Source organism: Pseudomonas sp. St386 (genome assembly GCF_018325865.1).
Classification (GTDB): Bacteria; Pseudomonadota; Gammaproteobacteria; order Pseudomonadales; family Pseudomonadaceae; genus Aquipseudomonas; species Aquipseudomonas brassicacearum.
In genome coordinates this window covers 2,405,637-2,429,256 of record NZ_AP021900.1, presented here as the reverse complement: position 1 = coordinate 2,429,256, position 23,620 = coordinate 2,405,637, and the positions used below count along the sequence as shown (strand labels likewise).

Genomic DNA, 23,620 nt, shown 5'->3' with positions numbered 1-23,620 from the left:
GAAGCGGAACCTTGAGATGAGCGACAACCTGATCGAAATCCGCGACCTGAGCGTGGCCTTCAACGAGCAGACGGTGGTGCGCAACCTGTGCCTGGACATCCGCCCCGGCGAATGCCTGGCCCTGGTTGGCGAGTCCGGCTCCGGCAAGTCAGTGACGGCCCACTCGATCCTGCAATTGCTGCCCGAGACAGAAGCCCGCACCACCGGCAGCATTCGCTATCGCGGCCAGGAACTGGTGAGCGCCGATACCACGGCCCTGCGGGAGCTGCGCGGCAACCGGATCGCCATGATCTTCCAGGAGCCGATGACTTCGCTGAACCCGCTGCACAGCGTCGAGAAGCAGATCGGTGAAACGCTGATGCTGCACAAGGGCCTGGGAGGCAAAGCCGCGCGCCAGCGCATTCTGGAGCTGCTGGCCCTGGTTGGCATTCAAAACCCCGTCGAGCGACTCAAGGCCTATCCCCATCAACTGTCCGGCGGCCAGCGGCAGCGGGTCATCATCGCCATGGCCCTGGCCTGCGAGCCGGAACTGTTGATTGCCGACGAACCGACCACTGCATTGGACGTGACCGTGCAGCGCAAGATTCTGCTGCTGCTCAAGTCGCTGCAGCAACGGCTTGGCATGTCCATGCTATTGATCAGCCACGACCTGAACCTGGTGCGCAGCATCGCCCAACGGGTGTGCGTGATGAAGGATGGAGAAATCGTCGAACAGGCGCCCTGCGAAACCCTCTTCAACGCGCCGAAACACCCCTACAGCTGTGAGTTGCTGCACGCCGAACCGGAAGGCCAAGCCCTGCCCCGGGACGAGCGCGAAGAGGTGCTGCAGGTACAGGACCTGCACGTCAGTTTCCCCCTGGGCGGCGGCCTGTTCCGGCGCAAGGAATACTTGCGCGCCGTGGACGGCATCAGCCTGTCCATCCAACGGGGCAAGACCCTGGGCATCGTCGGCGAATCCGGTTCCGGCAAGTCCACGCTCGGCCAGGCGATCCTGAGGTTGATCGAATCCGAAGGCAGCATTCACTTCCAGGGCCAGGCCCTCGATCAGCTCTCGCAAAAAGCATTGCGGCCGTGGCGCAAGCAGATGCAGGTGGTGTTCCAGGATCCGTTCGGCAGCCTCAGCCCGCGCATGTCGGTGCAGCAGATCATCAGCGAAGGCCTGGAGGTCCACCAGCCCTCCAGCCCAGAACAGTGTGAAGCCCGGGTGATCCAGGCCCTCAAGGAGGTCGGCCTCGACCCTTCGACCCGTCATCGCTACCCCCACGAGTTCTCCGGCGGCCAGCGCCAGCGCATCGCCATTGCCCGGGCCCTGGTGCTCAAGCCAGCGTTGATTTTGCTGGACGAACCCACCTCGGCACTGGACCGCACCGTGCAGAAACAAGTCGTCGCCCTGCTCCGTCAGCTCCAGGAGAAGTACGACTTGACCTACCTGTTCATCAGCCACGACCTGGCGGTGATCCGTGCCTTGGCCCATGACATGATCGTGATCAAGGACGGTAAAGTGGTCGAGCAAGGCGCCAGTCATGACGTGTTCGACTCGCCCCAGCATCCCTATACCAAGGAGTTGTTGGCGGCGGCGCATACGGGGTGGGCATAATGCGGCGCATGACGTAGCTTCGTGTCGCCCTCATCGCGAGCAAGCTCGCTCCCACAGTGGTCTGCGTCGCACTGAAGATCAACTGTGGGAGCGAGCTTGCTCGCGATGAGGACCTGACAGGCAACACACAATCCGGACCCGACCATGAACCCCACCGAAAGCCTCAAGGATTACAAGCGCGTGCGCACGCTGGCGATCCGTTCGTTGTTCGAGATCATCGAGCAGTCCAGCGAAGGCACGGTGATTGTCGACCGTGACGCGAACATCGTCTGGATGAACGAACGCTACGCCCGCCGCTTCGGCCTGAACTCGGCGCAGGAGGCGATTGGCCGGGCGTGCGAGAGCGTGATTCCCGGCAGCCTGTTGCGTGAAGTGGTGCGCACCGGGCGCCCGATCCTGCTGGACATGCAGGACACGCCCAAGGAGCCCCTGGTGGTGATGCGCCTGCCGATCCACGACAGCGCGGGCGCGGTGATCGGCGCCATCGGCTTTGCCTTGTTCGATGAGTTACGCAGCCTGTCCCCGATGCTCAAGCGCTACCTGAGCATGCAGGAAGAACTGGCCTCCACCCGCTCGCTGCTGCGGGCGCGGCAGACCAAGTACAACTTTGCCCATTTCATTGGCACCAGCAACGCCGGCCTTGAGGTCAAGCGCCGTGCCCGGCGCAGCGCCAGCGCCGATTCGCCAGTGCTGCTGCTCGGCGAAACGGGCACCGGCAAGGAACTGCTGGCCCAGGCCATCCACAGTGCTTCGCCGCGCGCCCACAAGGCGTTCGTCAGCATCAACAGCGCGGCGATTCCTGAATCGCTGCTGGAAGCCGAATTCTTCGGCACCGCGCCAGGGGCGTTTACCGGGGCCGACCGCAAGGGCCGCGCCGGCAAACTGCAGATCGCCCAAGGCGGTACGCTGTTCCTCGACGAGATCGGCGACATGCCGTTGCCGCTGCAAAGCAAACTGCTGCGAGTGCTCCAGGAAAAGGAATACGAACCGGTGGGCTCCAATGAGGTACTGCAAAGCGACGTGCGAATCATCGCCGCCACGTCCATGGACCTGGAAGCGGCGATCAAGCGCGGAGAGTTTCGCGCCGACCTGTACTACCGCCTCAACGTGCTGCCGATCCAGGTCCCGCCGTTGCGCGAACGCCTGGATGATTTGCCGGCCCTGAGCGAAGCGATCCTTGAAGAACTGCGCAGCCAGCACGAACTGAACCCCGCCGCCCTCGACCTGCTGCGGCAACACGCCTGGCCGGGCAACATCCGCGAACTGCGCAACGTGCTGGAACGGGCCGCGCTGCTCAGCGATGATCTGGTGCTCACGGCGGCGGACATCCGCGCCGCCATCGGCACGTTCATACCGGTAACCCACACGGCAAGCCCAAGCCTGGAACCGTTGCCGCAAGAAACTTTCAGCCAGGCCCGGGCACGCTTCGACCGGCAGTTGATCGAAACCACCCTCGCGCAATGCGGGGGCAAAGTGGTTGAAGCGGCCGAGCGGTTGGGGCTGGGGAGGTCGACGTTGTACAAGAAGATGGTGGCGTTGGGGATTGCAGAGTCTCAATAAAGAGACTTTATTCTCAAAATATAGACCTATGGTTTTGGAGCGCTTTGCGCTCATCGCGAGCAAGCTCGCTCCCACAGGGGGACTGGGTTCTCCTGAAATACGCGGCCAACTGTGGGAGCGAGCTTGCTCGCGATGAGGCCTGCACACCCCACACAAATCTCAAAACAGAGACAAACCTCTCATTCCCGCCCTACAACCCCAAACAATTTCCTTATATTTCAGTCGGTTACACACCTGGCACAAAACTCGCTAAAGCCCTCCCCACAGCTTCACCACAACAATAACAATCCAGGAGACACACCATGAGTGTGATCATTGCCTTGGCAGCCCTCACGCTGCTGATGGTCGCCGCCTACCGTGGCTACAGCGTTATCCTCTTTGCCCCCATTGCCGCCCTCGGCGCCGTCCTGCTCACCGACCCGTCCGCCGTCGCTCCCGCCTTCACCGGGGTGTTCATGGAAAAAATGGTCGGCTTCATCAAACTGTATTTCCCGGTGTTCCTGCTCGGCGCGGTGTTCGGCAAGCTGATCGAACTGTCGGGGTTCTCCCGCTCCATCGTCGCCGCGGCGATTCGCTTGCTGGGGACGCGCCAGGCCATGCTGGTAATCGTGCTGGTCTGTGCCTTGCTGACCTATGGCGGCGTGTCGCTGTTCGTCGTGGTGTTCGCGGTGTACCCGTTCGCCGCCGAGATGTTTCGCCAGAGTAATATCCCCAAGCGCCTGATCCCGGCCACCATCGCCCTCGGCGCGTTCTCGTTCACCATGGACGCCCTGCCCGGCACGCCGCAGATCCAGAACATCATCCCCAGCACGTTCTTCAACACCACTGCCTGGGCCGCACCGTGGCTGGGCGTGATCGGCACGCTCTTCGTGTTCAGCCTCGGCATGCTGTTCCTGCAACGCCAGCGTAACAAGGCCCAGCGCACGGGCGAAGGCTACGGCACCGAGTTGCGCAACGAGCCGGAAACCGCCGAAGACATCAAGCTGCCGAACCCCTGGATCGCCGTTTCGCCACTGTTGGCGGTAGGGCTCATGAACCTGTTGTTCACCCAGTGGATTCCCCAGTGGTATGGCAAGACCCACAGCCTGGCGCTGCCGGGCATGGCGACGCCAGTGACCAGCGACATCGCCAAGCTCACCGCGATCTGGGCGGTGCAGGCGGCGTTGCTGGTGGGCATCATCATGGTCTTGCTGTTCGGTTTCCGCGCCATTCGCAGCAAACTCGCCGAAGGCAGCAAGAGCGCCGTGGGCGGCGCCTTATTGGCGGCGATGAACACCGCTTCGGAATACGGCTTCGGTGCGGTCATCGCATCCTTGCCGGGCTTCCTGGTACTGGCCGACTGGCTCAAGAGCATTCCCAACCCACTGGTCAACGAAGCGGTGACCGTCACGCTGCTGGCGGGCATCACCGGCTCCGCCTCGGGAGGCATGAGCATCGCTTTGGCGGCGATGTCCGAAACCTTTATCAGCGCCGCACACGCCGCCAACATTCCCCTGGAAGTGCTACACCGGGTAGCCGCCATGGCCAGCGGCGGCATGGACACCCTGCCCCACAACGGCGCGGTGATTACCCTGCTGGCGGTAACCGGGCTGACCCACCGCGAAGCCTACAAAGACATTTTCTGCATTACGCTGATCAAGACCCTCGCGGTCTTCGTGGTGATCGGTGTGTTCTACGCCACTGGCATTGTGTGAGGTTCCCATGACAACCACTCTTTCGGGCAAGACGGCCCTGGTCACCGGTTCTACCAGCGGCATCGGCCTGGGCATCGCCTTGAGCCTGGCCAAGGCCGGGGCCAACCTGATCCTCAACGGTTTTGGCGACGCCTCGGCGGTGATCGCCGAGGTGAAACAGTTCGGCGGCCAGGTCGGTCATCATCCGGCCGACGTCAGCGACCCGGCGCAGATCGCCGATATGCTCGCCTACGCCGAACGCGAGTTCGGCGGCGCGGACATCCTGGTGAACAACGCCGGGATCCAGCACGTGGCCGCCGTGGAGGATTTCCCGGTGGAGCGCTGGGACTCGATCATCGCCATCAACCTGTCCTCGGTGTTCCACGCCACCCGCCTGAGCCTGCCAGGCATGCGCGCCAAGGGCTGGGGGCGGATTATCAACGTCGCCTCGGTGCATGGCCAGGTCGGCTCGGTGGGCAAGGCGGCGTATGTCGCGGCCAAGCATGGGGTGATCGGCCTGACCAAAGTGGTCGGCCTGGAAACCGCCACCAGCAACGTGACCTGCAACGCCATCTGCCCGGGCTGGGTGCTGACGCCGCTGGTGCAAAAACAGATCGATGATCGCATTGCCGCCGGCGTCGATCCGCAACAGGCACAGCACGATCTGTTGGCCGAGAAACAGCCCTCCCTGGAATTCGTCACCCCGCCGCAACTGGGGGAGCTGGTGCTGTTCCTGTGCAGCGAAGCCGGCAGCCAGGTGCGCGGCGCGGCGTGGAATATCGATGGTGGGTGGTTGGCTCAATAACCCTCTCTACTGGATACTGATCGTTCCCACGCTCTGCGTGGGAATGCAGACAGGGACGCTCTGCGTCCCAAGAACGGAACGCGGAGCGTCCCCAGAGGCATTCCCACGCAGAGCGTAGGAACGATCGTCAGGCCCGACAAAAGAACAAGAGGCACCCCATGTCCGACATCCTCTGGCAACCCAGCCCCGAACGCATCGCCCAGTCGCGCATGAACGCCTTTCGCCAGTTCGTCAACGCGCGACATCACCTGCAACTGCACGACTACCCGACCCTGCACGCCTGGAGCATCGACCAGCGCGAAGCCTTCTGGCAGGCCATTGTCGATTTCTTCGAGATTCGCTTTCATCAAGCGCCCGACGCGGTATTGGTGGAAGGTTCGCAAATGCCCAGCGCCCAGTGGTTCCCTGGCGCCACGTTGAACTTCGCCGAACACCTGCTGCGCCGCCGCGATGACGCCGTCGCGGTGGTGGCGCTCGACGAAAACGGCGGCCAGGAACAACTGACCTGGGCCGAACTCGCCGCCCATGTCGCCGGCCTGCAAACAAGCCTCAAAGCCGCCGGCGTCACCCAGGGCGATCGAGTCGCCGCTTGCATGCCCAACACTTGGCAGACCCTGGTCGGCATGCTCGCCACCACCAGCCTGGGCGCTATCTGGTCGTGCTCGTCACCGGACTTCGGCACCCAGGGCGTCATCGACCGGTTCGGCCAGATCGAGCCCAAAGTGTTGATCACCTGCGCGGGTTATCGCTATGCCGGGAAAATCATCGACCAGCGAGCCAAGGTCAACGAAATCCTTGAACGATTGCCGTCATTGCAGCAATTGATCGTACTGCCTTATGCCCAGGCTGACGCCCGCGTCGAGGACTTCAAGACCACGGCCGCTGTCGCGCTGTGGAACGACTTTTATCAAAGCGGTGGCGAACCGGCGTTCGTCAGCGTGCCCTTCGATCACCCGCTGTACATCCTGTATTCCAGCGGCACCACCGGCGTGCCGAAGTGCATCGTCCATGGCACCGGTGGCGTGCTGCTGCAACACGTCAAGGAACATGGCCTGCACGTCGACCTCGGGCCCGATGATCGGCTGTTCTACTACACGACCTGCGGTTGGATGATGTGGAACTGGCTGGTGTCGGCCCTCGCCGTGGGCAGCACGGTGGTGCTCTACGATGGTTCGCCGTTTCACCCCGGCCCCGAGCGTTTGCTGGACCTGATCGATCAGCAGCGCATCAGCGTATTCGGCACCAGCCCCAAATTCCTCGCCGCCCTGGAAAGCGAGGGCCTCAAGCCCCGTCAGACGCACCGTTTGGACAGCCTGAAAACCCTGCTCTCCACCGGTTCGGCACTGGCGCCCCATAGCTACGATTACGTGTACCGCGACATCAAGGCCGATGTCTGCCTGGCCTCGATGTCCGGCGGCACCGACATTGTGTCCTGCTTCGTCAACGGCAACCCACTGTCACCGGTGCGCCGGGGCGAGATGCAGGGCAAGAGCCTGGGCATGGCCGTGCAGGTCTGGAACGAGACCGGCAACCCGGTCATTGGTGAAAAAGGTGAGTTGGTGTGCATCCGCCATTTCCCGGCGATGCCCATTGGCTTGTGGAACGACCCTCGGCAGGAAAAACTCCACGCCTCCTACTTCGCCCAGTTTCCCGGCGTGTGGGCCCAAGGTGACTACGCCGAAGAACTGCCCCACGGCGGTTTCCTGATCCACGGACGCTCCGACGCCGTGCTCAACCCCGGCGGTGTGCGCATCGGCACGGCGGAAATCTATCGGCAGGTGGAAAAAGTCGAGCAAGTGCTGGACTGCGTCGCCATCGGCCAGCAATGGCAGGGCGATGTCCGGGTGGTGCTGTTCGTGCGCCTGCGCGATGGCGTGACACTGGATGAAGCACTGGAGCAACGGATCCGCCAGGTCATCCGGGCCAACACCACCCCGCGTCATGTGCCGGCGAAGATCCTCGCGGTCAGTGATATTCCGCGAACCATCAGCGGCAAGGTGGTGGAGCTGGCGGTGCGCAATGTGGTGCATGGCGAGGTGGTGAAGAACACCGATGCCTTGGCCAACCCCGGGGCTTTGGAGCAGTTTCGGGATCGGCCGGAGCTGGCTACTTGAACTGAGCAGGCCTCAGACCTGTGGGGAGCAAAAACACTTGTGGGAGCCAGGTCTGTGGGAGCAAAGCTTGCTCGCGATACAGGCAACGCGGTTTTTCAGACCTACCGCGTCATCGTTCATCGCGAGCAAGCTTTGCTCCCACAGGCTCATCACAGGCTTTGCTTCCACAAGTGTTGTTCCCACAGAAGTACTCAATCCACCAGCCCCCACTCTCCCGCCGCCGGATCGGCCGGTGGCGCCGCCGCCCCCGACTCGCTATGCAACTTCAAACGCAACCGCAGGTTGTTCGCCGAGTCGGCATTTTTCAGCGCTTCCTCCTCATCGATGGCGCCTTCGACCACCAGGTTGAACAGCGCCTGATCGAAGGTTTGCATCCCCAGTTCCTCTGACTTTTCCATGATGCCCTTGAGCTCGCCGAGCTCGTTACGCCGGATCAGGTCGGCCACCGTCGGCGAGCCCAGCATGACCTCCACCGCCGCTCGCCGCTGGCCGGTGCGGGTGCGTACCAGGCGCTGGGAGACGAACGCCTTGAGGTTGTTGCCCAGGTCATTGAGCAACTGCGGCCGACGCTCTTCCGGAAAGAAATTGATCACCCGGTCCAGGGCCTGGTTGGCGTTATGGGCATGCAAGGTGGAAATCACCAGATGCCCGGTGTCGGCAAACGCCAGGGCATGTTCCATGGTTTCCCGGTCGCGAATTTCGCCGATCAGCACCACGTCAGGCGCCTGGCGCAGGGTGTTTTTCAGGGCTGCATGGAAACTGCGGGTGTCGACACCGACTTCCCGTTGATTGATGATGGATTTCTTGTGCCGATGGATATACTCCACCGGGTCCTCGATGGTGATGATGTGGCCGCTGCTGTTGCGATTGCGGTAATCGATCAGCGCCGCCAGGGAGGTCGACTTGCCCGAGCCTGTGGCGCCGACGAACAGCATCAACCCCTGTTTCTGCATGATGGTGTCCAAAAGCACCCGAGGCAGTTTCAGGTCTTCGAAGCGCGGAATGTCCAGCTTGACGTTGCGTATCACCATGGACACGTCATTGCGCTGCTTGAAGATATTGACCCGGAACCGCCCGACGCCAGCCAGGGAGATCGCCAGGTTCATTTCCAACTCCCGATCGAACTCAAGACGCTGTTCGGCGTCCATGAGAGACTCGGCGAGCCTGGCAATGTCGCCGACCTTGAACGCCTCGTTCCCCAAGGGCTTGATCACGCCCTCGAAACGCGCGCACGGTGGCGCACCCGTGGACATGTAAAGGTCGGAACCATTCTGGCTCGCCAGGATTCGCAACAACGGATCGATTTCCATGGACTGAAACTTCCGCGAGACGTCAATGAAACAAGCTGAGCCGAACATGAAACCCTTCAGACCCACCCGCATGTACCCTCTTCTGAGGATAGTCGACGCCGTGGCACAGACACGACAGCCAGGGATCGCGGGATGAACGCGACACCCGCCGGCAGCGATACACAGCGCCTGATCAGCCAGATGGACTGGGCCCTGACTCCGCTGGGCACTGCCCAGAACTGGCCCCAAAGCCTGCGCACCGCCGTGGACATCATGCTCCATTCGCCCATGGCGATGGCCTTGCTGTGGGGACCGCAGCTGTCCCATCTCTACAACGACGCCTTCGGCCGACTGGCCGGTGACAAGCACCCCGGGCATTCGGCCGGCCGACCCATACAGCATGGCCCGAACTCAAGAGTGCGACCGAAGGGATTTATCACCGTGTGTTGCAAGGCCAGACGCACACCTGCCGCGACCAGCAATGGCGCGTGCCCTTCGCCGGCCGTCTCTGTGATGTCTGGCTGGACCTGACCTACAGCCCGGTGCGTGACGAAAGCGGCAACGTCGCCGGCATCCTGGTCACCGCCATCGAAACCGGCGAACGACGCCGCCTGGCCATGGAGTTCGAACGCCGCTCCGAGGCCAGCCTCAAGGCCCAGCACGAAAGCGAAGAGCGCCTGCAACTGGCCCTGGCTGCCGCCGACGCGCTGGGCACCTGGGACTGGGACATCAGCGAAGACCGCTTTATTGCCGATGCGCACTTCGCCCTGTTGCATGGCGTCGACCCCAGCCTGTCACGCCAGTTGCCCATCAGTGCCTACCTTGAAGGCGTGCACCCCGAGGACCGGGCGATGGTTGCCCGCAGCATCAAGCACTGCATCACCCACGGCACCGAATACGCCGAGGAGTACCGACTGCTGCAGCCCGACGATGAGTTGCGCTGGGTGTACGTACGCGGCCGTTGCTACAAGGATCGCCACGGCCGACCCAAGCGCTTTCTTGGCGCGGCGCTGGACCTGACCGAACGCAAGCGCACCGAGCAAGCCCTGCGTCAGAGCCAGACCGAGCTGCAGCTGATCATCAATGCCATGCCGATCCTCATCAGCTACGTGGACCGCGAAGAGCGTTTCCGGCTGAACAACAGCGCTTACCTGGACTGGTACGGCCTGACCCCGCAGGAGCTCTACGGCAAGACCATCCGCGAAGTGCTCGGCGAAGAGGCCTACGCCGCCCGCGCCCAACAGATCGCCGACGCCCTGGCCGGCCAGCCGTGCAGCTTCACCGTGCAGATGGACCATCGCGACGGGCGCCCGCGCCATTCGCTGATCAACTACCTGCCTCGCCATGGGGCGGACGGTGCGGTGAACGGTTTCTACATCTTCGTGATCGACGAGACCGAGAGCCGGAAAACCGAGGAGGCCCTGCGCAACCTCAACGAAACACTGGAAGAACGGGTCATCGCCCGTACCCAGCAACTGGCCGAAGCCAATCACCGGCTGCAAAGCGAGATGTTCGAACGCGAGCGCGCCGAAGAAGCCCTGCGCCATGCGCAGAAAATGGAAGCCGTGGGCCAGCTCACGGGCGGCATTGCCCATGACTTCAACAACATGCTCACCGGCATCCTCGGCAGCCTCGACCTGATGCAACGCTACATCGCCGCTGGCCGCACTGACGAGATCGGGCGCTTCACCGAAGCCGCGGTGTCCTCGGCCAACCGCGCCGCGGCCTTGACCCATCGGCTGCTGGCCTTTTCCCGGCGCCAGTCCCTGGACCGCAAACCGCTGGACGCCAATGACCTGGTGCACTCGCTCGAAGACCTACTGAGCCGCACCACCGGCGATCACATCGTGCTGCGGCTGCAACTGGCCAGCGAGCTGTGGCCGGTCAACACCGATGCCAGCCAGTTGGAAAACGCCCTGCTCAACCTGGTGATCAACGCCCGCGATGCCATGCCCGAGGGCGGTGAACTGATCGTCGAAACCGCCAACGTCTATCTCGACGCTACTGACATCAACACCCTGGAGCCGGTCAAGGCCGGGGACTACGTGATGATCGCCGTCAGCGACAACGGCAGCGGCATGACCCCCGCCGTGCTGGCCAAGGCCTTCGATCCATTCTTCACCACCAAGCCCATCGGCCAGGGCACCGGCCTGGGCTTGTCGATGATCTACGGTTTTGCCCAGCAGTCGGGTGGGCACCTCAACCTCGACAGTGTGCCGGGCCAGGGCACGCGGGTGCAGTTGTACCTGCCGCGCTTGCACGTTTCGCCGACCCAACCACCCGAAACGCCAGAGGCGTTCGTCGTACCGCCGGCCATTGCCGGGGAAACCGTGTTGCTGGTGGAGGATGAGCCCGCCGTGCGTATGCTGGTGCTCGACCTGTTGCAGGCCCTGGGCTACACCGCCCTAGAAGCCCGGGACGCCGTGACCGCGCTTCCCGTGCTGGAATCGGACCAGCGCATCGACCTGCTGGTGACCGATGTCGGGCTGCCGGGCATGAATGGCCGGCAACTGGCGGAAATCGCCCGCCAGCACCGGCCTGGGTTGAAAGTGCTGTTCATGACCGGTTACGCGCAGAAAGCCGCCGAACGCCAGGGGTTCCTCGACCAGGGCATGGACATGGTCGCCAAGCCCTTCTCCCTCGATCTGCTGGCCAACAAGATTCGGACGATGATCAACCATGGCAGCTGACTTGAGGCATAATCGCCGCCCCGTCGCACCGTTCAGGTCACCGCAGCAATGAAAGCCCAAGCCCGCCATATCCTGGTGAAAACCGCCGAAGAAGCCGAACAGCTCAAGCAACGCATCGCCAAGGGCGAAGCCTTCGATGTGCTGGCCAAGAAATACTCCACCTGCCCTTCAGGCAAACGCGGCGGCGATTTGGGTGAAGTAAGGCCGGGGCAGATGGTCGGCGTGATCGATGCGGTGATTTTCAAGAAGCCGCTGCGGGTGGTGCATGGGCCGATCAAGAGCAAGTTCGGGTATCACCTGGTGCAGGTGTTCTACCGGGACTAACGATCGCCCAATCCCCCTGTGGGAGCGAGCTTGCTCGCGATAGCAGTGTGTCAGTCGACAGGGATGCCGGCTGATCCGACGCTATCGCGAGCAAGCTCGCTCCCACAGGTTCTGTGTCTCCTCTATCTGGGCATCAACGCCCCCGGCACCTGGATCACCCGGCTCGCCAACAGGTGGCCTGCCTCGGCCGCTTCCACCGGGCTGCCGCCCAGCAAACGATTCGCCAGGTACGCGGCGCTGAAGGAGTCCCCCGCCGCCGTGGTGTCGACGACGCGCTCGACCCGCAGGGCAGGTACTTCATAAGACTGGCCGTCGCAACGAATCAGGCAGGCCTCGGCACCGCGCTTGAGCACCACCTCGGGCGTGCCAAGCTGCGCATAGGCGGCGAACACCGCTTCGCTGTCGGCATGACCGAACAATGCCTGCTCGTCCTCTACGGTCAGCAGCGCCAACTCCACATAGGGCAAGACGCTGCGATACGCCGCCCGTGCTGCCTCGATCGAGCCCCAGAGCCGGGGCCGGAAGTTATTGTCGAACACCACCAGCGCCCCGCGCCGACGCGCTTCGACCAGGGTTTCGATGAGTTTGCCACGCCCCTGCTCGCCGAGCACCGCCAGGGTGACGCCGCTGAAATACAGCACATCGTAATCCAGCAACGCGGCCAGGATCGGCCCGGCGGCCGGGGTGGTAAAACAATCGCGCACCGCCGCCTCGTTGCGCCAGTACAGGAATCGCCGCTCACCTGCCGCATCGGTCTGGATGCAATACAAGCCCGGCAGACGTCCAGGCAAGCGCTGGACCCGTTGCAGCCCGATGTTCTCGGCGGCCCAGTTTTCACACATGGCATCGCTGAAACTGTCGTCGCCCAAGGCGGTGACGTAATCCACCGCGCCCCTGTCGCCCAAGGCGCGGGCCAGGTACACCGCCGTGTTCAGGGTGTCGCCGCCGAAGCTTTGCAGCAGGCTGCCGTCGGCGCGTTGTTGCAGTTCGATCATGCATTCGCCGATCAGGGCGATGCGGGGTTTGGGGTTGCTCATGGATGATCCTGATAATTCAGCGGTGTCTGGAAGGTCGCTATCGCGGGCAAGCCTTGCTCCCACAGGGGATCTTGGGTAAACACCCATTTTGTGTTCACAGTCGATCAGTGTGGGAGCAAGGCTTGCCCGCGATAGCCGCGACTCGGTCTAAAGGCTAGAAACACGTCTCCATGCTCTCGACCACCCGCAACTGCTCATCCACCAGGCACCCCACCCGCCACTTGTCGAACGTCAGGCACGGGTGTGAAGTACCAAACGAAATGATGTCGCCCACACGCAACTCAACCCCCGCCGCCACGGTCATGAACGCATGCTGGTCCATCACCGCCGTCACCTTGCAGCCACTCACATCGTCACCCGCCACCGTGTCCGAACCGGGCTGGTAGCGCTTGAGCGGCACCGGCAAGCCAGCGTCGTAGGCCACGTCGCGCTTGCCCAGGGCGATCACCGCGAAACCCGGCTCCGGCAGCGATTGCACATGGGCCCAGACTTCCAGCGCCGGGCGCAGGCCTTCGTGCAAATCGCTGCGACGCTCCAGCACGCAGCACTGCGCTTCCTTGTAGATGCCATGGTCATGGGCCACGTAGCTGCCGGGACGCAGCACGCTGAGGAAACGCCCGTGGGCATTCTGGGCTTCGAAGGATTCGGCGATCAGGTCGTACCAGGCCGACCCCGAGGCGGTGATGATCGGTTTGTCGATGGCGAACGCGCCGTTGTCCTGCAACTGCACCGCCAACCGCACCAGGGACGCCGCGAACGCACGAATGCCGCTGATGGCGTGGTCACCATGGATCACCCCTTCGTAGCCTTCGATGCCGGTCAACGCCAACGCCGGTTGCGCCTGGATCGCCTCGGCCAGGGCCAACACCTCGGCTTCGGTCCGGCAGCCACACCGGCCGCCGACCACGCCGTACTCGATCATCACATTGAGCCGTACGCCGCGAGAGGCGAAGTAAGCGCCCAGGTCAGCGACGTTGTCCGGATGATCGACCAGGCAGTGGAATTCGAACGCCGGGTCGGCGAGCAAATCGGCAATCAGCGCCATGTTCGGCGTGCCCACCAATTGGTTGGCCATCAACACCCGGCGCACGCCATGGGCGTAAGCGGCACGGGTCTGCACGGCGCTGGCGAGGGTCAGGCCCCAGGCGCCGGCCTCCAGTTGCCGGCGAAACAGCGCGGGGGTCATGCTGGTCTTGCCGTGGGGCGCCAGTTCGGCACCGCTGCTAGTGACGAAATCTTGCATCCAGCGGATGTTGTGCTCCAGCGCCGCGCGATGCAGCACCAGCGCCGGCAGGCTGACGTCCCGTAGCAGGTAGGCGCCGACGATGGCGGCGCCCTTCTCGACGCCGGCATTAAGGATGGCGGAAGGCATGTTCGAACTCCTCGCACACGGCCGCTAGTGCCGTTGCTGTCTATTCATTGATACGACGGGCCAGGTGGTTGGCGCTTTCGATCAGCACCCGGCGGTAGTCGGCGTAATTGTTCTTGGCGTCGGCCCGAGGGGCGACGATGCACAGGGTGGCGATGGCCACGCCATTCGGGTCTTTGACCGGTGCGGCGAAGCAGTGGGTGAAGGTGTCGGCGACACTGTCGAAGGAGAAAAACCCATCGAGGCCGGCCTGACGGATTTCCTTGAGGAACTGCTCCAGGGGCAGGCGCTCGCCGCCCGGCAAAATGAAGTCGTCGGGATCGATCAGGTCAACGATCTGCTGGTCACTCAAATGCGCCAGCAGCAGGCGCCCGGACGCCGTCCACGGGATCGGCGCGTTTTCCCCGATGTCCGATGAAATGCGAAAATGCCGCTCGCCTTCCTTCATCAGCGCGACGGTGTATTTGCGCCCGTTGAGCAGGCACATCTGCGCCGTTTCCCGGGTCTGGCGCACGATCTCCTGCAAGGCCTGGTCAGCCTCGCGGCTCAGGTCGAAATGCCGCAGGTGTGCCTGCCCGAGAAAATACAACTGGCGGCCCAGGTAGACATGGCCGTCCTTGCCCACCGTCTCGAGGATGCGCCGCTCCAGCAGCGACGCCACCAGTTCATAGACCGTGGACTTGGGGCTGCCGATGCCGCTGGCAATATCGTTCGGGCGCAGCGGCTGGCCGATTTCCTTGAGGAAATCGAGGATATCGAACGCCCGATCCAATCCCCGGGCCCGGCGTTTGATGGTGTCTTCGGTCATGTCATTGGTTCCCATTCAGTTGGCCGGGAGTTTAACCAGACTGCTGCGCCGCCTGATAGATCGCTATCGCGGGCAAGCCATGCTCCCACGGAAGAATGCGTTTCCTTGTGGGAGCAAGGCTTGCCCGCGATGAGGCCCCCGTGGTTCAGGCCTTCTTCTTGTAGGCCACACAATCGATCTCGACCTTGCAATCGACCATCATGCTCGCCTGCACGCAGGCCCTGGCCGGGGCGTGTTCCGGGCTGAAGTACTCGCCGAAGACCTTGTTGAAACTCCAGAAATCCCGCGGGTCTTCCAGCCACACACCGCAGCGCACCACATCTTCCAGGCCGTATCCGGCCTCCTCGAGAATAGCGACCAGGTTCTTCATGGTCTGGTGGGTCTGTTCGACGATCCCACCGACAATGATCTCGCCGTTCACCGCCGGCACCTGGCCGGACACGTGCAGCCAGCCATCGGCTTCCACGGCGCGGGCGAATGGCCGAGGCTGACCGCCACCTGCGGTGCTGCCGGTGCCGTAGCGCGTAATGCTCATGGGTTATCTCCTTATTGAATGGAAAATTAAAAACGCGTGTTCTTGAGAAATTCTGCCAGCCGTGGCGACTGTGGCCGTTCGAACAATTCCTTCGGCGGCCCCTGCTCTTCGATGCGGCCCTGGTTCATGAACACGATCTTGTCGGAGACCTCGAAGGCAAAGCGCATTTCGTGGGTCACCAGCAGCATGGTCATGCCGTCTTCGGCCAGGCCCTTGATCACGTTCAGCACCTCGCCGACCAGTTCCGGGTCCAGGGCCGAGGTCACTTCGTCGAACAGCATCAGGCTGGGGTTCATGGCAATTGCCCGGGCGATTGCCACGCGCTGCTGCTGGCCGCCGGACAACTGGCCGGGAAAGTGATCGCGCCGCTCCAACAGGCCCACTCGCTCCAGCCATTTCTCGGCCAGGGCTACGGCCTCGTCCTTGGGCAGCTTTTTCACTTTGAGCAGGCCCAGGGTGACGTTCTGCAACGCGGTCAAATGCGGGAACAGGTTGAATTGCTGGAAAGCCATGCCGGTCATGGCCCGGTGCCGGGCGATGACTTTTTCGGCGTGGCGCACACGCTTGCCGTCGATGTCGTCGTAACCGATGGATTCGCCGTCGAGCATGATCTGCCCGCCCTGGAACTCTTCCAGCATGTTGACGCAGCGCAGCAGCGTGGTCTTGCCCGAACCGCTGGAACCGATCAGCGTGACCACGTTGCCGCGCTGCATGCTCAGGTCCACGCCCTTGAGCACTTCCAACGGGCCGTATTGTTTGCGCAAGCCGCGAATGTCCAGCAGCGGCTGGGTGTTGGAGAGCTCTGTGTTGGAAAGCTCCGTGTTGGAGAGATTCGAAACGTCAGTCATGGCAAGGCCACCCGCTTTTCAATGTGCCGCCCGAGCAATTCAATGGCGTAATTGATGATGAAAAAGAGAAACCCGGCGAACAGGTAAAACTCCAGGGTCATGAACGTCCGGGCGATGATCTGCTGGGTGCTGAGCAGCAGTTCGGCAACGCCGATCACCGACAGCAGGGTCGAGGCCTTGACGATCTCGGTGGAGGAATTGACCCAGGTCGGCAAGATCTGCCGCAACGCCTGGGGCAACAGCACATAGCCCAGCGACTGGTAGAACGTCAGGCCGATGGCCTGGCTCGCCTCCATCTGCCCACGGGGCAACGCCTGCAAGGCCCCACGCACGATCTCGGCCACGTGGGAGCCGCAGAACAGCGTCAAGCCCAGCACGCCGGCCTGGAACGCACCGATCTGCCAGCCCAGGGCCGGAGCCATGTAGAAGCAGGCCAGCACCAGCACGAAAACCGGCGTGCCGCGAATCAGGTCGACATAGAAGCGAAACGGCGCGCGCATCCAGGTCCGGCCATAGGTCAGCACCAGCCCGGCGACCAGGCCGATCAACGTGCCCAACACAATCGCCAGCAGCGAACACTGCACACTGGTCAGGAAGCCGGCCCACAGGGTGTCCCGGGCAACCCATAACTCATGCAACCAACTGGGTGATTCGTACATGGGACACTCCTAACGGCGGATCGCCAGGCGCTGCTCGAAATAACGCAGCACCATGGCAATGAGGTAACAGGCCGCGACATACAGGGCCGTGGTCACCAGCCAGGTTTCGATCACCCGGTAGCTCTCCACGTTGATCTTGCGGGCGTAATAGGTCAGCTCCGGCACGGCAATCGCCGCCGCCAGGGAGGTGTCCTTGAACAGCGAAATGAAGTTGTTCGACAACGCCGGCAACACGTTGCGCAGCATCACCGGTACGGTGATGTAGGCCTTCACCTGCCACTCGCCCAGGCCGATGGCCAGCCCGGCTTCACGCTGTCCCTTGTGAATGCTCAACAGTCCGCCGCGAAACACTTCGGTCAGGTAGGCCCCGGCGTACAGCGAGAGGGTGATGACGAACGACGGCAGCTTGTCCAGGCGGATGCCCAGGCTCGGCAAGGCGAAGTAGATCAGCAGGATCAGCACCAGGATCGGCGTATTGCGGATCACCGTCACATACACCGACGCCAGCACTCGCAAGATCCGATGTTTGCTCAGCAGCGCGAACGCCATCGCCAGGCCGATCACGCAACCGATGGCGATCGACACCAGTGCCAGGGAAAGCCCCAGGCCAAGCCCCGCCAGCAGGGTGTCGAAATCGCGCCAGACGGCGGCAAAGTTCAACTGATAATTCATGGTCGGCAGTACCTTCGACGGAGCGCCCGCAAGTGGCGCCCCGGGCTCACAGGGTCATTTGAATTCGACGGGGAAACCGATCGCTGGCGACGGCAGCTCGACACCGAACCACTGCTTGAAGGACGCCGCATAGGTGGGGAATTCCACGCCGGTCATGGCTTCATGCAAGGTGGTGTTGACGAAGTTCAGCCAGTCCTGGTCGCCGCGCTTGACCGCACAGGCGTAGGTTTGCGGGCTCCAGGCATAGGCCGGGCTGCGGTAGCGGCCAGGGTTCTGCACCATCAGGTACTTGACCGAGGACTGGTCGGTGGCGGCGGCATCGGCGCGACCGGAGTTCACTGCCTGGTACATCAGGTCGACGCTGTCGTACTGGTCGACCTTGGCCTTGGGCAGCGCCTGGTGCACCAGCTCCTCGGCGTAGACATTCTGCAGCACCGCCACGGTGACGCCGTCGCCGGCGGCCTTGAGGTCTTCGATTTCCTTGTACTTGCTGTTGGCCGGCAGCAGCAGGCCCACGCCTTCGCGGTAGTACGGCAGGGTGAACGCCACTTGCTGGGCGCGGCTGGCGGTGACGGTGATGAACTGGCAGCTCATGTCGACCTTGTCGGTCAACAGGTTGGGTATGCGCGCATCGGAAGACTGCACCACGAACTCGACTTTCTCCGGGTCGTTGAACAACCCCTTGGCGACCATCCGCGCAATATCGATATCAAAGCCCTGCAACTTGCCATCCGCTCCCTGGAAGTGCCACGGCGCATTGGTACTGCCCGTGCCCACGATCAATTTCCCCCGCTGCAGCACGCTGTCCAGCTTGCTGTCGGCCGCCTGAGCGACCCCCATGGCAGCCGTCGTGGCCGCGAAGAGAAAAACACACGCTTTGAACAAGGAAGGTCGGCGTTGCATGGCAAGCACTCCAGAATGAGTTTATTCCGCTATACCGGAACGTGGTATGTAACAACGGAATAGACAGCAGAAAGTGTGCCACAGGCTGGCGACGCGTGGGTGAGGAAAATGGAAAGTTAAGGAAATCAGGGGGATGGGAAAAACAGGCGCCCGCACAGTGGCATCTGCGTGCGAACACTGTTGCTACCGTGGGCCACGACGCACGGGTAACAAGGCCCCAAGCCGGGTATTCGGCGCCCCCGGTGCACCGAAACGGAGCCACTCTGGAATTTGTAAATGGATACCCTGTGGGAGCGAGCTTGCTCGCGATGGCGGTGTATCAGTCAATATTGATGGCGACTGACCTGACGCTATCGCGAGCAAGCTCGCTCCCACAATGGTTCGGCGGTGTGCCTGGGCTATTTGCGCTTGTAGCTCTTGCTGCCGCCAGGCGTAAGGCAATAGACCCCGCCCCGGGGGCCGACGCAGTAATTGCCACTGCCGCATTGGCAACCGTCGGCGGACTTGAGCAACGACTGCGGCCGGGCCTCGTTCCGAAGCCCCAGCACAGCGGAACAGGACTTCTTCGAAGCACTGATGGAGCCGTCGTTGCACAGGAAGGTATCGCCGTCACACCCGGCAATACCGCCCTTGCGCCCGGAACACGGTTGATTGGCGGCAAGGGCCGAAGTGCCCAGGGTCAACAACAGAATCGCGACACAGGCGCGAAGTAAAGCGGACGTTCCGTGACAGAGACTCATGGCAGCTTCCAGGCTGATATATGGCCCTATGCTAGCACTGGATCATCTACTGCGGCTAACGCCCGCAAGATCTCAACTCGAACAACCCTGTTTTCTACAGGAACTTCTGCTCATAAATCATCAAGCGCAACCTTGATTGATGGATCGTTCTCCCGCTCGTGACACAGAGCGACAAGCTCCATGTCCTCAAGCCGATTCATCATGGCTTCGTATTCTCTGGCTGGGACGCAGTAAAAAGCCGGCTCGTTACGATTCAGGATCGCTACGGATAATCCCTCACCCGCTGCAACGGTACCCATCGGATTTTTCTTGAGTTCAGAAATGCTGGCTACAACTCGAGAAAGCACGATACGAGTCATGGAATGAGACCTTGAGTACTGAATGGCGCTAAACAATAGCGTTCTAATACAACTCTTAAAACTGTCAGCGCCCGCAAAACCTCACCCTGGACAACATCCGCAAATCCCCCTCGCGGTAATAGTCATCACTCCAACTGTCATCCACCGCCAGTGGCTTGACCTGCTTGAGGGCGAGTTTTTTTGCGAAGTAGCGAAAGCGGTAATGTTCATAGAAACGCAGCAACTCCAGCCCGTAGCGGTCGGCCAGGTCGGTGTTGCCCTGGATGATCAGGTAATTCTCGTCGTTGCCGCTGCTCGCCGCGGCGCTCAGGTTGTGGCTGCCGCTGATGATGGTCGGCGTATCGCTGGTGAAGTCGGTGACGATGGCTTTGGTGTGCACCAGCAGGTTGCCCTTCTGGCCTTTCATGTTTTCCCGCAGCCAGCCTTCCAGGCCGGTGTTGAGCAGCGCGGTGGCGGCGAATTCGGCGGTGCGGTCGGCGTGAAAGCCGGTGATGCGGCTCTTGGAGTTTTGCAGACCGTAGCGCAGCACGTCGTCATTGGGTGCGCCGAGCACGGCGTCGAGGATGCGCTCGGGCAACACAAAGGCGGTGACGAACAGCAGGTCCTTTCGCGCGCCCTTGATGATGTCGACGAAGCGATCCAGGTCGCCCTCCCCGGTGCGCGGCGAGAACCCGGCGAACAACGCCTCTTGTGGAGCCATGGCATTGTTGTCGGTCAGCCACTGGCGAGTGGCACCGACGTCCTGGGGTTCGGCCCAGATTTGCTCGAACACCTGGAAGTAGCTGCCGCTCACCCGAGGGTCGTCCAGCACATGAACGACGTTGGCCTGGCGGTAGACACCGTTGGCGGTGAAGTTGGTGCTGCCGCACAGCACCGCCTCCGGTTGCAATGAGCCGTTGCCGTCCACCTTGCTCAGCACAATGAACTTGTCGTGGAAAATGTTATGGGTAACTCGTCCGCGCTTGTTGGCTGCTGGCATTTTCTCGAGGCTGGCTTCGTTGCGCGCCGTGGTGTCGTCCCCCGGCTCGGCGTGATACAGCACCCGCACCTTCGCACCGCGAGCATGGGCGGCATTCACCGCGTCGACGATCACCGGCAGTTCGTATTCATAAATGGCGACATCCAGGGCCCAGTTGGCATCCAGCGCCCGGTCGATAAAACCGATCAGGCGTCCCAACAGGCCATTCTCCAGCCAGCGACGCGGGGCGTCGGGCCAGTCATCGATGGACAGGTGCTTGTTGGCGTCGATCAGCGCGTCCACTTCAGGAAACTTGCGCTGGAACGCCTGGCTGGCGGCCACGGCACGGTTGAAGATGACCCGCTGGTTGGCCGGCTGCCCGTCGTCGCTGGTGACCGTGACCTCCAGGGATTCGCCCAACTGCGGTGCATCGGGGCTGCCGTAGGCCAGGTGCACGCGGTAGTGCATGGTCACGCCGGGGTTGACCGCGTAGTCGGCCCAGCGAAATTTCTGCAAGGGTGCCTTGTCGCTGGGGGTGGCGTGGAACTGAGGAAAGGTGTGGGCCTTGTCGGGGAAGGTCAGGCTGTTGAACAGGAACAGCCAGGGTTTGTCCCCCTGCTGCTTCTCGATGGAAAAACCCAGCAGCCCCTGGCGTCGGGATTCCGCCAGGTCCATGGCGAGCAGCACGCCGTTGGTGCCGGCATAGGCCTTGACCCGAAAATCGTCCTGGGCGTTGGTGACGAGTACGCGCATGGTTCACTCCTGTGAGGGGGCTGCCTGAGCATAGTGCAGTGATACAGGTTAGATGGTCAGATCAGGGACCGAGGTGATGCTGATCGCGAGCAAGCTCGCTCCCACAGGGGGCAGTGGTGTTCATCAGTTATGTGTGCACAGCGAAACCAAATGTGGGAGCGAGCTTGCTCGCGATGAGGCCTTCACAGTCAAAGAACATTTCAAGTGGTTTCATCGATATGCCGATACTCCGCCCCCAACCGCCCCGCCAACTGCCGGGCCCGGCCCAGGCGAATCGGGCCTCTTTCGATGTCGATCAACAGGCACGGGCAATCGAGCAACGGCAGTGAAAGCCCCTCCTTGACTCGCCCATCGGTCATCACCAAGACCCGTTGCTGCTCCGCCGGGTAGCGCTTGCGTCGGGCCTCCAGCCAGCGCCCGGCCTCGTTCAGCGCCGCCAGCAACGGCGTTCCGCCACCGGCGCCCAGCCCATCGAGCCAGTCGCGCAGACCGGCCGAGGCCTTGAGCCCTTGCACCTGCCAGTCCGGCTGCGTACCGCTGGCCGTCAACAGCCCCAGGCGGGCCCGTTGGCGATAGGCGTCGTCGAACAGTTGCGCCAGCAGGCCCTTGCCGTCACTCAAGGCGCGATGACGACGGGTCGAGGCCGACGCATCGACGATCACCAGCCACAGCTCATGGGGCGAGCGCTGGCGAGCGTGCCAGCACAGGTCCTCACGCAGACGTGGCCGGCCATTGAGCAACGTCCCCGGCCAGTTCACCGCACCGCTGGCCGCCGCTTTGCTGCGGCCCTGGCGGCCCTGGTCGAGTCGTCCGGCACGGGGTCTGGCATTCGCCCCCGCTGGCGAACGGGGGCGAATGCCTAGGGCTTTTTTGGCCAGCTCGGCACGTCACGCCGAGCACCGGTCGGCAATGCCCGGGCCGGCAGGTCACCCCACTGGCCCTGGCCCTCGCTGGGTTCAGTGGTTTTTTCCGCGCCGGTCGGCGCCTGGGACGGTGTCGGTGCCGAATGCCCGCGCCGCCGGTGCCGCAAGGCAAACTCGGCGACCGCATCGATGTCTTCATCGGCAATTGCAGCAGCCCCGCGCCAAGCCGCATGGGCCCGGGCCGCCCGCAGCCAGACCAGGTCGGCGCGCAAGCCATCGACCCCGGCGGCAAAGCAGCGCTCGGTGATCTGCGCCAGCGCCGCGTCATCCAGGGCGATCCCGGCCAAGCGGTCGCGTGCCTGTTGGCAACGTTCGCGCAACTGCGCCTGGGTCGTCTCCCACGCCGCGCAGAACGCCTGCGGATCGCTGTCGAAATCCAGCCGCCGTCGGATGATCTGGCCGCGCTCAGTCGGTGCGGTGTGACCGTCGAGGGCGACGTTCAGGCCAAAACGGTCGAGCAACTGCGGGCGCAGTTCGCCCTCTTCCGGATTCATGGTGCCGATCAGCACAAAGCGCGCCGGATGCCGATGGGAAATGCCGTCGCGCTCGATGAGGTTGGTGCCGCTGGCGGCCACATCGAGCAGCAAGTCCACCAGGTGATCGGGCAGCAGGTTCACTTCATCGACGTACAGCACGCCACCATCGGCCTTGGCCAACACGCCGGGAGAAAACTGCGCGCGCCCTTCCCCCAGCGCCGCGTCCAGGTCCAGGGTGCCCACCAGCCGTTCTTCGGTAGCACCGAGGGGCAAGGTGACGAACTGACCGCTGGCCAGCAGGTCCGCCAGGCCCCGGGCCAGTGTGGACTTGGCCATGCCCCGCGGCCCTTCGATCAGCACACCGCCGATTTTCGGATCGATCGCGGCCAGGCACAGGGCCAGTTTCAGATCATCGGCGCCGACCACGGCGCAGAGCGGGAAATGGGGGGTGTGGGTCATATCTAATTCTCAAGGGTGGTCGGTAACGTCAATGTCAAAAGGGGACTTGTGGGAGCAAGGCTTGCCCGC

Annotated in this window: 20 protein-coding genes and 1 pseudogene; 7 read left to right on the top strand and 14 right to left on the bottom strand. The window is 62.8% G+C overall.

Features of this window, described 5'->3' with window-relative positions; translation table 11 throughout:
• Window positions 1–16 precede the first annotated feature (16 nt).
• The 5 genes from KI235_RS10710 (at window position 17) to KI235_RS10690 (ending at window position 7,749) form a co-directional block, all read left to right on the top strand.
• A complete protein-coding gene (locus KI235_RS10710; protein ID WP_212795861.1) occupies window positions 17–1,597 on the top strand; it encodes an ABC transporter ATP-binding protein in 1,581 nt (526 codons plus the stop codon).
• A gap of 144 nt (window positions 1,598–1,741) precedes the next feature.
• Complete coding sequence (locus KI235_RS10705; RefSeq protein ID WP_003200252.1) at window positions 1,742–3,157, top strand: sigma-54-dependent Fis family transcriptional regulator; 1,416 nt, start codon at window positions 1,742–1,744, stop codon at window positions 3,155–3,157.
• Between the two features lie 302 nt (window positions 3,158–3,459).
• Window positions 3,460–4,851, top strand: a complete 1,392-nt coding sequence (locus tag KI235_RS10700; RefSeq protein WP_003200250.1) for a GntP family permease — start codon at window positions 3,460–3,462, stop codon at window positions 4,849–4,851.
• 7 nt (window positions 4,852–4,858) lie between these two features.
• Window positions 4,859–5,635, top strand: a complete 777-nt coding sequence (locus KI235_RS10695) for a 3-hydroxybutyrate dehydrogenase (RefSeq protein WP_013692718.1) — start codon at window positions 4,859–4,861, stop codon at window positions 5,633–5,635.
• A 158-nt stretch (window positions 5,636–5,793) separates the two neighbouring features.
• Window positions 5,794–7,749 carry an acetoacetate--CoA ligase gene (locus tag KI235_RS10690; RefSeq protein ID WP_212795676.1) on the top strand — a complete coding sequence of 652 codons (1,956 nt, stop codon included), beginning with the start codon at window positions 5,794–5,796 and terminating at the stop codon, window positions 7,747–7,749.
• A gap of 191 nt (window positions 7,750–7,940) precedes the next feature.
• Here KI235_RS10690 and KI235_RS10685 read toward each other — a convergent pair whose 3' ends face one another.
• Window positions 7,941–9,059 (bottom strand): PilT/PilU family type 4a pilus ATPase, encoded by a 1,119-nt coding sequence (locus KI235_RS10685; protein ID WP_003200243.1) that lies wholly within the window; start codon window positions 9,057–9,059, stop codon window positions 7,941–7,943.
• Window positions 9,060–9,191: 132 nt separating this feature from the next.
• Between KI235_RS10685 and KI235_RS10680 the strand changes: the two are divergent.
• Together KI235_RS10680 and KI235_RS10675 are read left to right on the top strand one after the other, a co-directional pair.
• Window positions 9,192–11,728 (top strand): annotated as a pseudogene (locus KI235_RS10680) (PAS domain-containing protein).
• A gap of 48 nt (window positions 11,729–11,776) precedes the next feature.
• Window positions 11,777–12,052, top strand: coding sequence for a peptidylprolyl isomerase (locus tag KI235_RS10675; RefSeq protein WP_003182808.1), 276 nt, complete (start codon window positions 11,777–11,779; stop codon window positions 12,050–12,052).
• A 122-nt stretch (window positions 12,053–12,174) separates the two neighbouring features.
• Here the strand turns inward: KI235_RS10675 and KI235_RS10670 are convergent, their stop codons facing one another.
• From KI235_RS10670 to KI235_RS10610, 13 genes are all read right to left on the bottom strand, one after another.
• Entirely contained in the window at window positions 12,175–13,089 is a 915-nt protein-coding gene (locus KI235_RS10670) for a sugar kinase (RefSeq protein ID WP_003200238.1), read from the bottom strand.
• A gap of 154 nt (window positions 13,090–13,243) precedes the next feature.
• Entirely contained in the window at window positions 13,244–14,461 is a 1,218-nt protein-coding gene (locus tag KI235_RS10665; protein ID WP_060613701.1) for an amino acid deaminase, read from the bottom strand.
• A gap of 40 nt (window positions 14,462–14,501) precedes the next feature.
• Window positions 14,502–15,266, bottom strand: a complete 765-nt coding sequence (locus KI235_RS10660) for an IclR family transcriptional regulator (protein WP_028236637.1) — start codon at window positions 15,264–15,266, stop codon at window positions 14,502–14,504.
• Window positions 15,267–15,411: 145 nt separating this feature from the next.
• Entirely contained in the window at window positions 15,412–15,801 is a 390-nt protein-coding gene (locus KI235_RS10655) for a RidA family protein (RefSeq protein WP_013692714.1), read from the bottom strand.
• A gap of 26 nt (window positions 15,802–15,827) precedes the next feature.
• Window positions 15,828–16,649 (bottom strand): amino acid ABC transporter ATP-binding protein, encoded by an 822-nt coding sequence (locus tag KI235_RS10650; RefSeq protein WP_028236638.1) that lies wholly within the window; start codon window positions 16,647–16,649, stop codon window positions 15,828–15,830.
• Window positions 16,646–17,308: an amino acid ABC transporter permease gene (locus KI235_RS10645; RefSeq protein WP_028236639.1), complete on the bottom strand. Its 663-nt coding sequence runs from the start codon at window positions 17,306–17,308 to the stop codon at window positions 16,646–16,648. The genes KI235_RS10650 and KI235_RS10645 overlap by 4 nt, the downstream gene beginning before the upstream one ends.
• 9 nt (window positions 17,309–17,317) lie before the next feature.
• Window positions 17,318–17,980, bottom strand: a complete 663-nt coding sequence (locus KI235_RS10640; protein ID WP_003200225.1) for an amino acid ABC transporter permease — start codon at window positions 17,978–17,980, stop codon at window positions 17,318–17,320.
• A 54-nt stretch (window positions 17,981–18,034) separates the two neighbouring features.
• Window positions 18,035–18,883 (bottom strand): transporter substrate-binding domain-containing protein, encoded by an 849-nt coding sequence (locus KI235_RS10635; RefSeq protein WP_003200222.1) that lies wholly within the window; start codon window positions 18,881–18,883, stop codon window positions 18,035–18,037.
• Window positions 18,884–19,281: 398 nt separating this feature from the next.
• Window positions 19,282–19,623, bottom strand: a complete 342-nt coding sequence (locus KI235_RS10630; RefSeq protein WP_212795675.1) for a hypothetical protein — start codon at window positions 19,621–19,623, stop codon at window positions 19,282–19,284.
• 110 nt (window positions 19,624–19,733) lie between these two features.
• Window positions 19,734–19,982 (bottom strand): type II toxin-antitoxin system Phd/YefM family antitoxin, encoded by a 249-nt coding sequence (locus tag KI235_RS10625; protein WP_013692712.1) that lies wholly within the window; start codon window positions 19,980–19,982, stop codon window positions 19,734–19,736.
• Window positions 19,983–20,046: 64 nt separating this feature from the next.
• A complete protein-coding gene (locus KI235_RS10620; RefSeq protein WP_212795674.1) occupies window positions 20,047–21,693 on the bottom strand; it encodes a phospholipase D-like domain-containing protein in 1,647 nt (548 codons plus the stop codon).
• A 200-nt stretch (window positions 21,694–21,893) separates the two neighbouring features.
• Window positions 21,894–22,451: a VWA domain-containing protein gene (locus KI235_RS10615; protein ID WP_081042411.1), complete on the bottom strand. Its 558-nt coding sequence runs from the start codon at window positions 22,449–22,451 to the stop codon at window positions 21,894–21,896.
• A gap of 101 nt (window positions 22,452–22,552) precedes the next feature.
• The gene (locus KI235_RS10610; RefSeq protein ID WP_027912553.1) at window positions 22,553–23,551 is read right to left on the bottom strand and encodes an ATP-binding protein; all 999 of its coding nucleotides are present in this window, start codon (window positions 23,549–23,551) and stop codon (window positions 22,553–22,555) included.
• Window positions 23,552–23,620 lie beyond the last annotated feature (69 nt).

Excerpts from the sequence above, each read along its gene's own strand:
- KI235_RS10655 (WP_013692714.1), bottom strand. The coding sequence starts at position 15,801 with ATGAGCATTACGCGCTACGGCACCGGCAGCACCGCAGGTGGCGGTCAG.
- KI235_RS10705 (WP_003200252.1), top strand. The coding sequence starts at position 1,742 with ATGAACCCCACCGAAAGCCTCAAGGATTACAAGCGCGTGCGCACGCTG.
- KI235_RS10690 (WP_212795676.1), top strand. The coding sequence starts at position 5,794 with ATGTCCGACATCCTCTGGCAACCCAGCCCCGAACGCATCGCCCAGTCG.
- KI235_RS10640 (WP_003200225.1), bottom strand. The coding sequence starts at position 17,980 with ATGAATTATCAGTTGAACTTTGCCGCCGTCTGGCGCGATTTCGACACC.
- KI235_RS10660 (WP_028236637.1), bottom strand. The coding sequence starts at position 15,266 with ATGACCGAAGACACCATCAAACGCCGGGCCCGGGGATTGGATCGGGCG.
- KI235_RS10635 (WP_003200222.1), bottom strand. The coding sequence starts at position 18,883 with ATGCAACGCCGACCTTCCTTGTTCAAAGCGTGTGTTTTTCTCTTCGCG.
- KI235_RS10695 (WP_013692718.1), top strand. The coding sequence starts at position 4,859 with ATGACAACCACTCTTTCGGGCAAGACGGCCCTGGTCACCGGTTCTACC.
- KI235_RS10685 (WP_003200243.1), bottom strand. The coding sequence starts at position 9,059 with ATGGAAATCGATCCGTTGTTGCGAATCCTGGCGAGCCAGAATGGTTCC.
- KI235_RS10650 (WP_028236638.1), bottom strand. The coding sequence starts at position 16,649 with ATGACTGACGTTTCGAATCTCTCCAACACGGAGCTTTCCAACACAGAG.
- KI235_RS10670 (WP_003200238.1), bottom strand. The coding sequence starts at position 13,089 with ATGAGCAACCCCAAACCCCGCATCGCCCTGATCGGCGAATGCATGATC.
- KI235_RS10625 (WP_013692712.1), bottom strand. The coding sequence starts at position 19,982 with ATGACTCGTATCGTGCTTTCTCGAGTTGTAGCCAGCATTTCTGAACTC.
- KI235_RS10665 (WP_060613701.1), bottom strand. The coding sequence starts at position 14,461 with ATGCCTTCCGCCATCCTTAATGCCGGCGTCGAGAAGGGCGCCGCCATC.
- KI235_RS10645 (WP_028236639.1), bottom strand. The coding sequence starts at position 17,308 with ATGTACGAATCACCCAGTTGGTTGCATGAGTTATGGGTTGCCCGGGAC.
- KI235_RS10630 (WP_212795675.1), bottom strand. The coding sequence starts at position 19,623 with ATGAGTCTCTGTCACGGAACGTCCGCTTTACTTCGCGCCTGTGTCGCG.
- KI235_RS10620 (WP_212795674.1), bottom strand. The coding sequence starts at position 21,693 with ATGCGCGTACTCGTCACCAACGCCCAGGACGATTTTCGGGTCAAGGCC.
- KI235_RS10710 (WP_212795861.1), top strand. The coding sequence starts at position 17 with ATGAGCGACAACCTGATCGAAATCCGCGACCTGAGCGTGGCCTTCAAC.
- KI235_RS10700 (WP_003200250.1), top strand. The coding sequence starts at position 3,460 with ATGAGTGTGATCATTGCCTTGGCAGCCCTCACGCTGCTGATGGTCGCC.
- KI235_RS10675 (WP_003182808.1), top strand. The coding sequence starts at position 11,777 with ATGAAAGCCCAAGCCCGCCATATCCTGGTGAAAACCGCCGAAGAAGCC.
- KI235_RS10610 (WP_027912553.1), bottom strand. The coding sequence starts at position 23,551 with ATGACCCACACCCCCCATTTCCCGCTCTGCGCCGTGGTCGGCGCCGAT.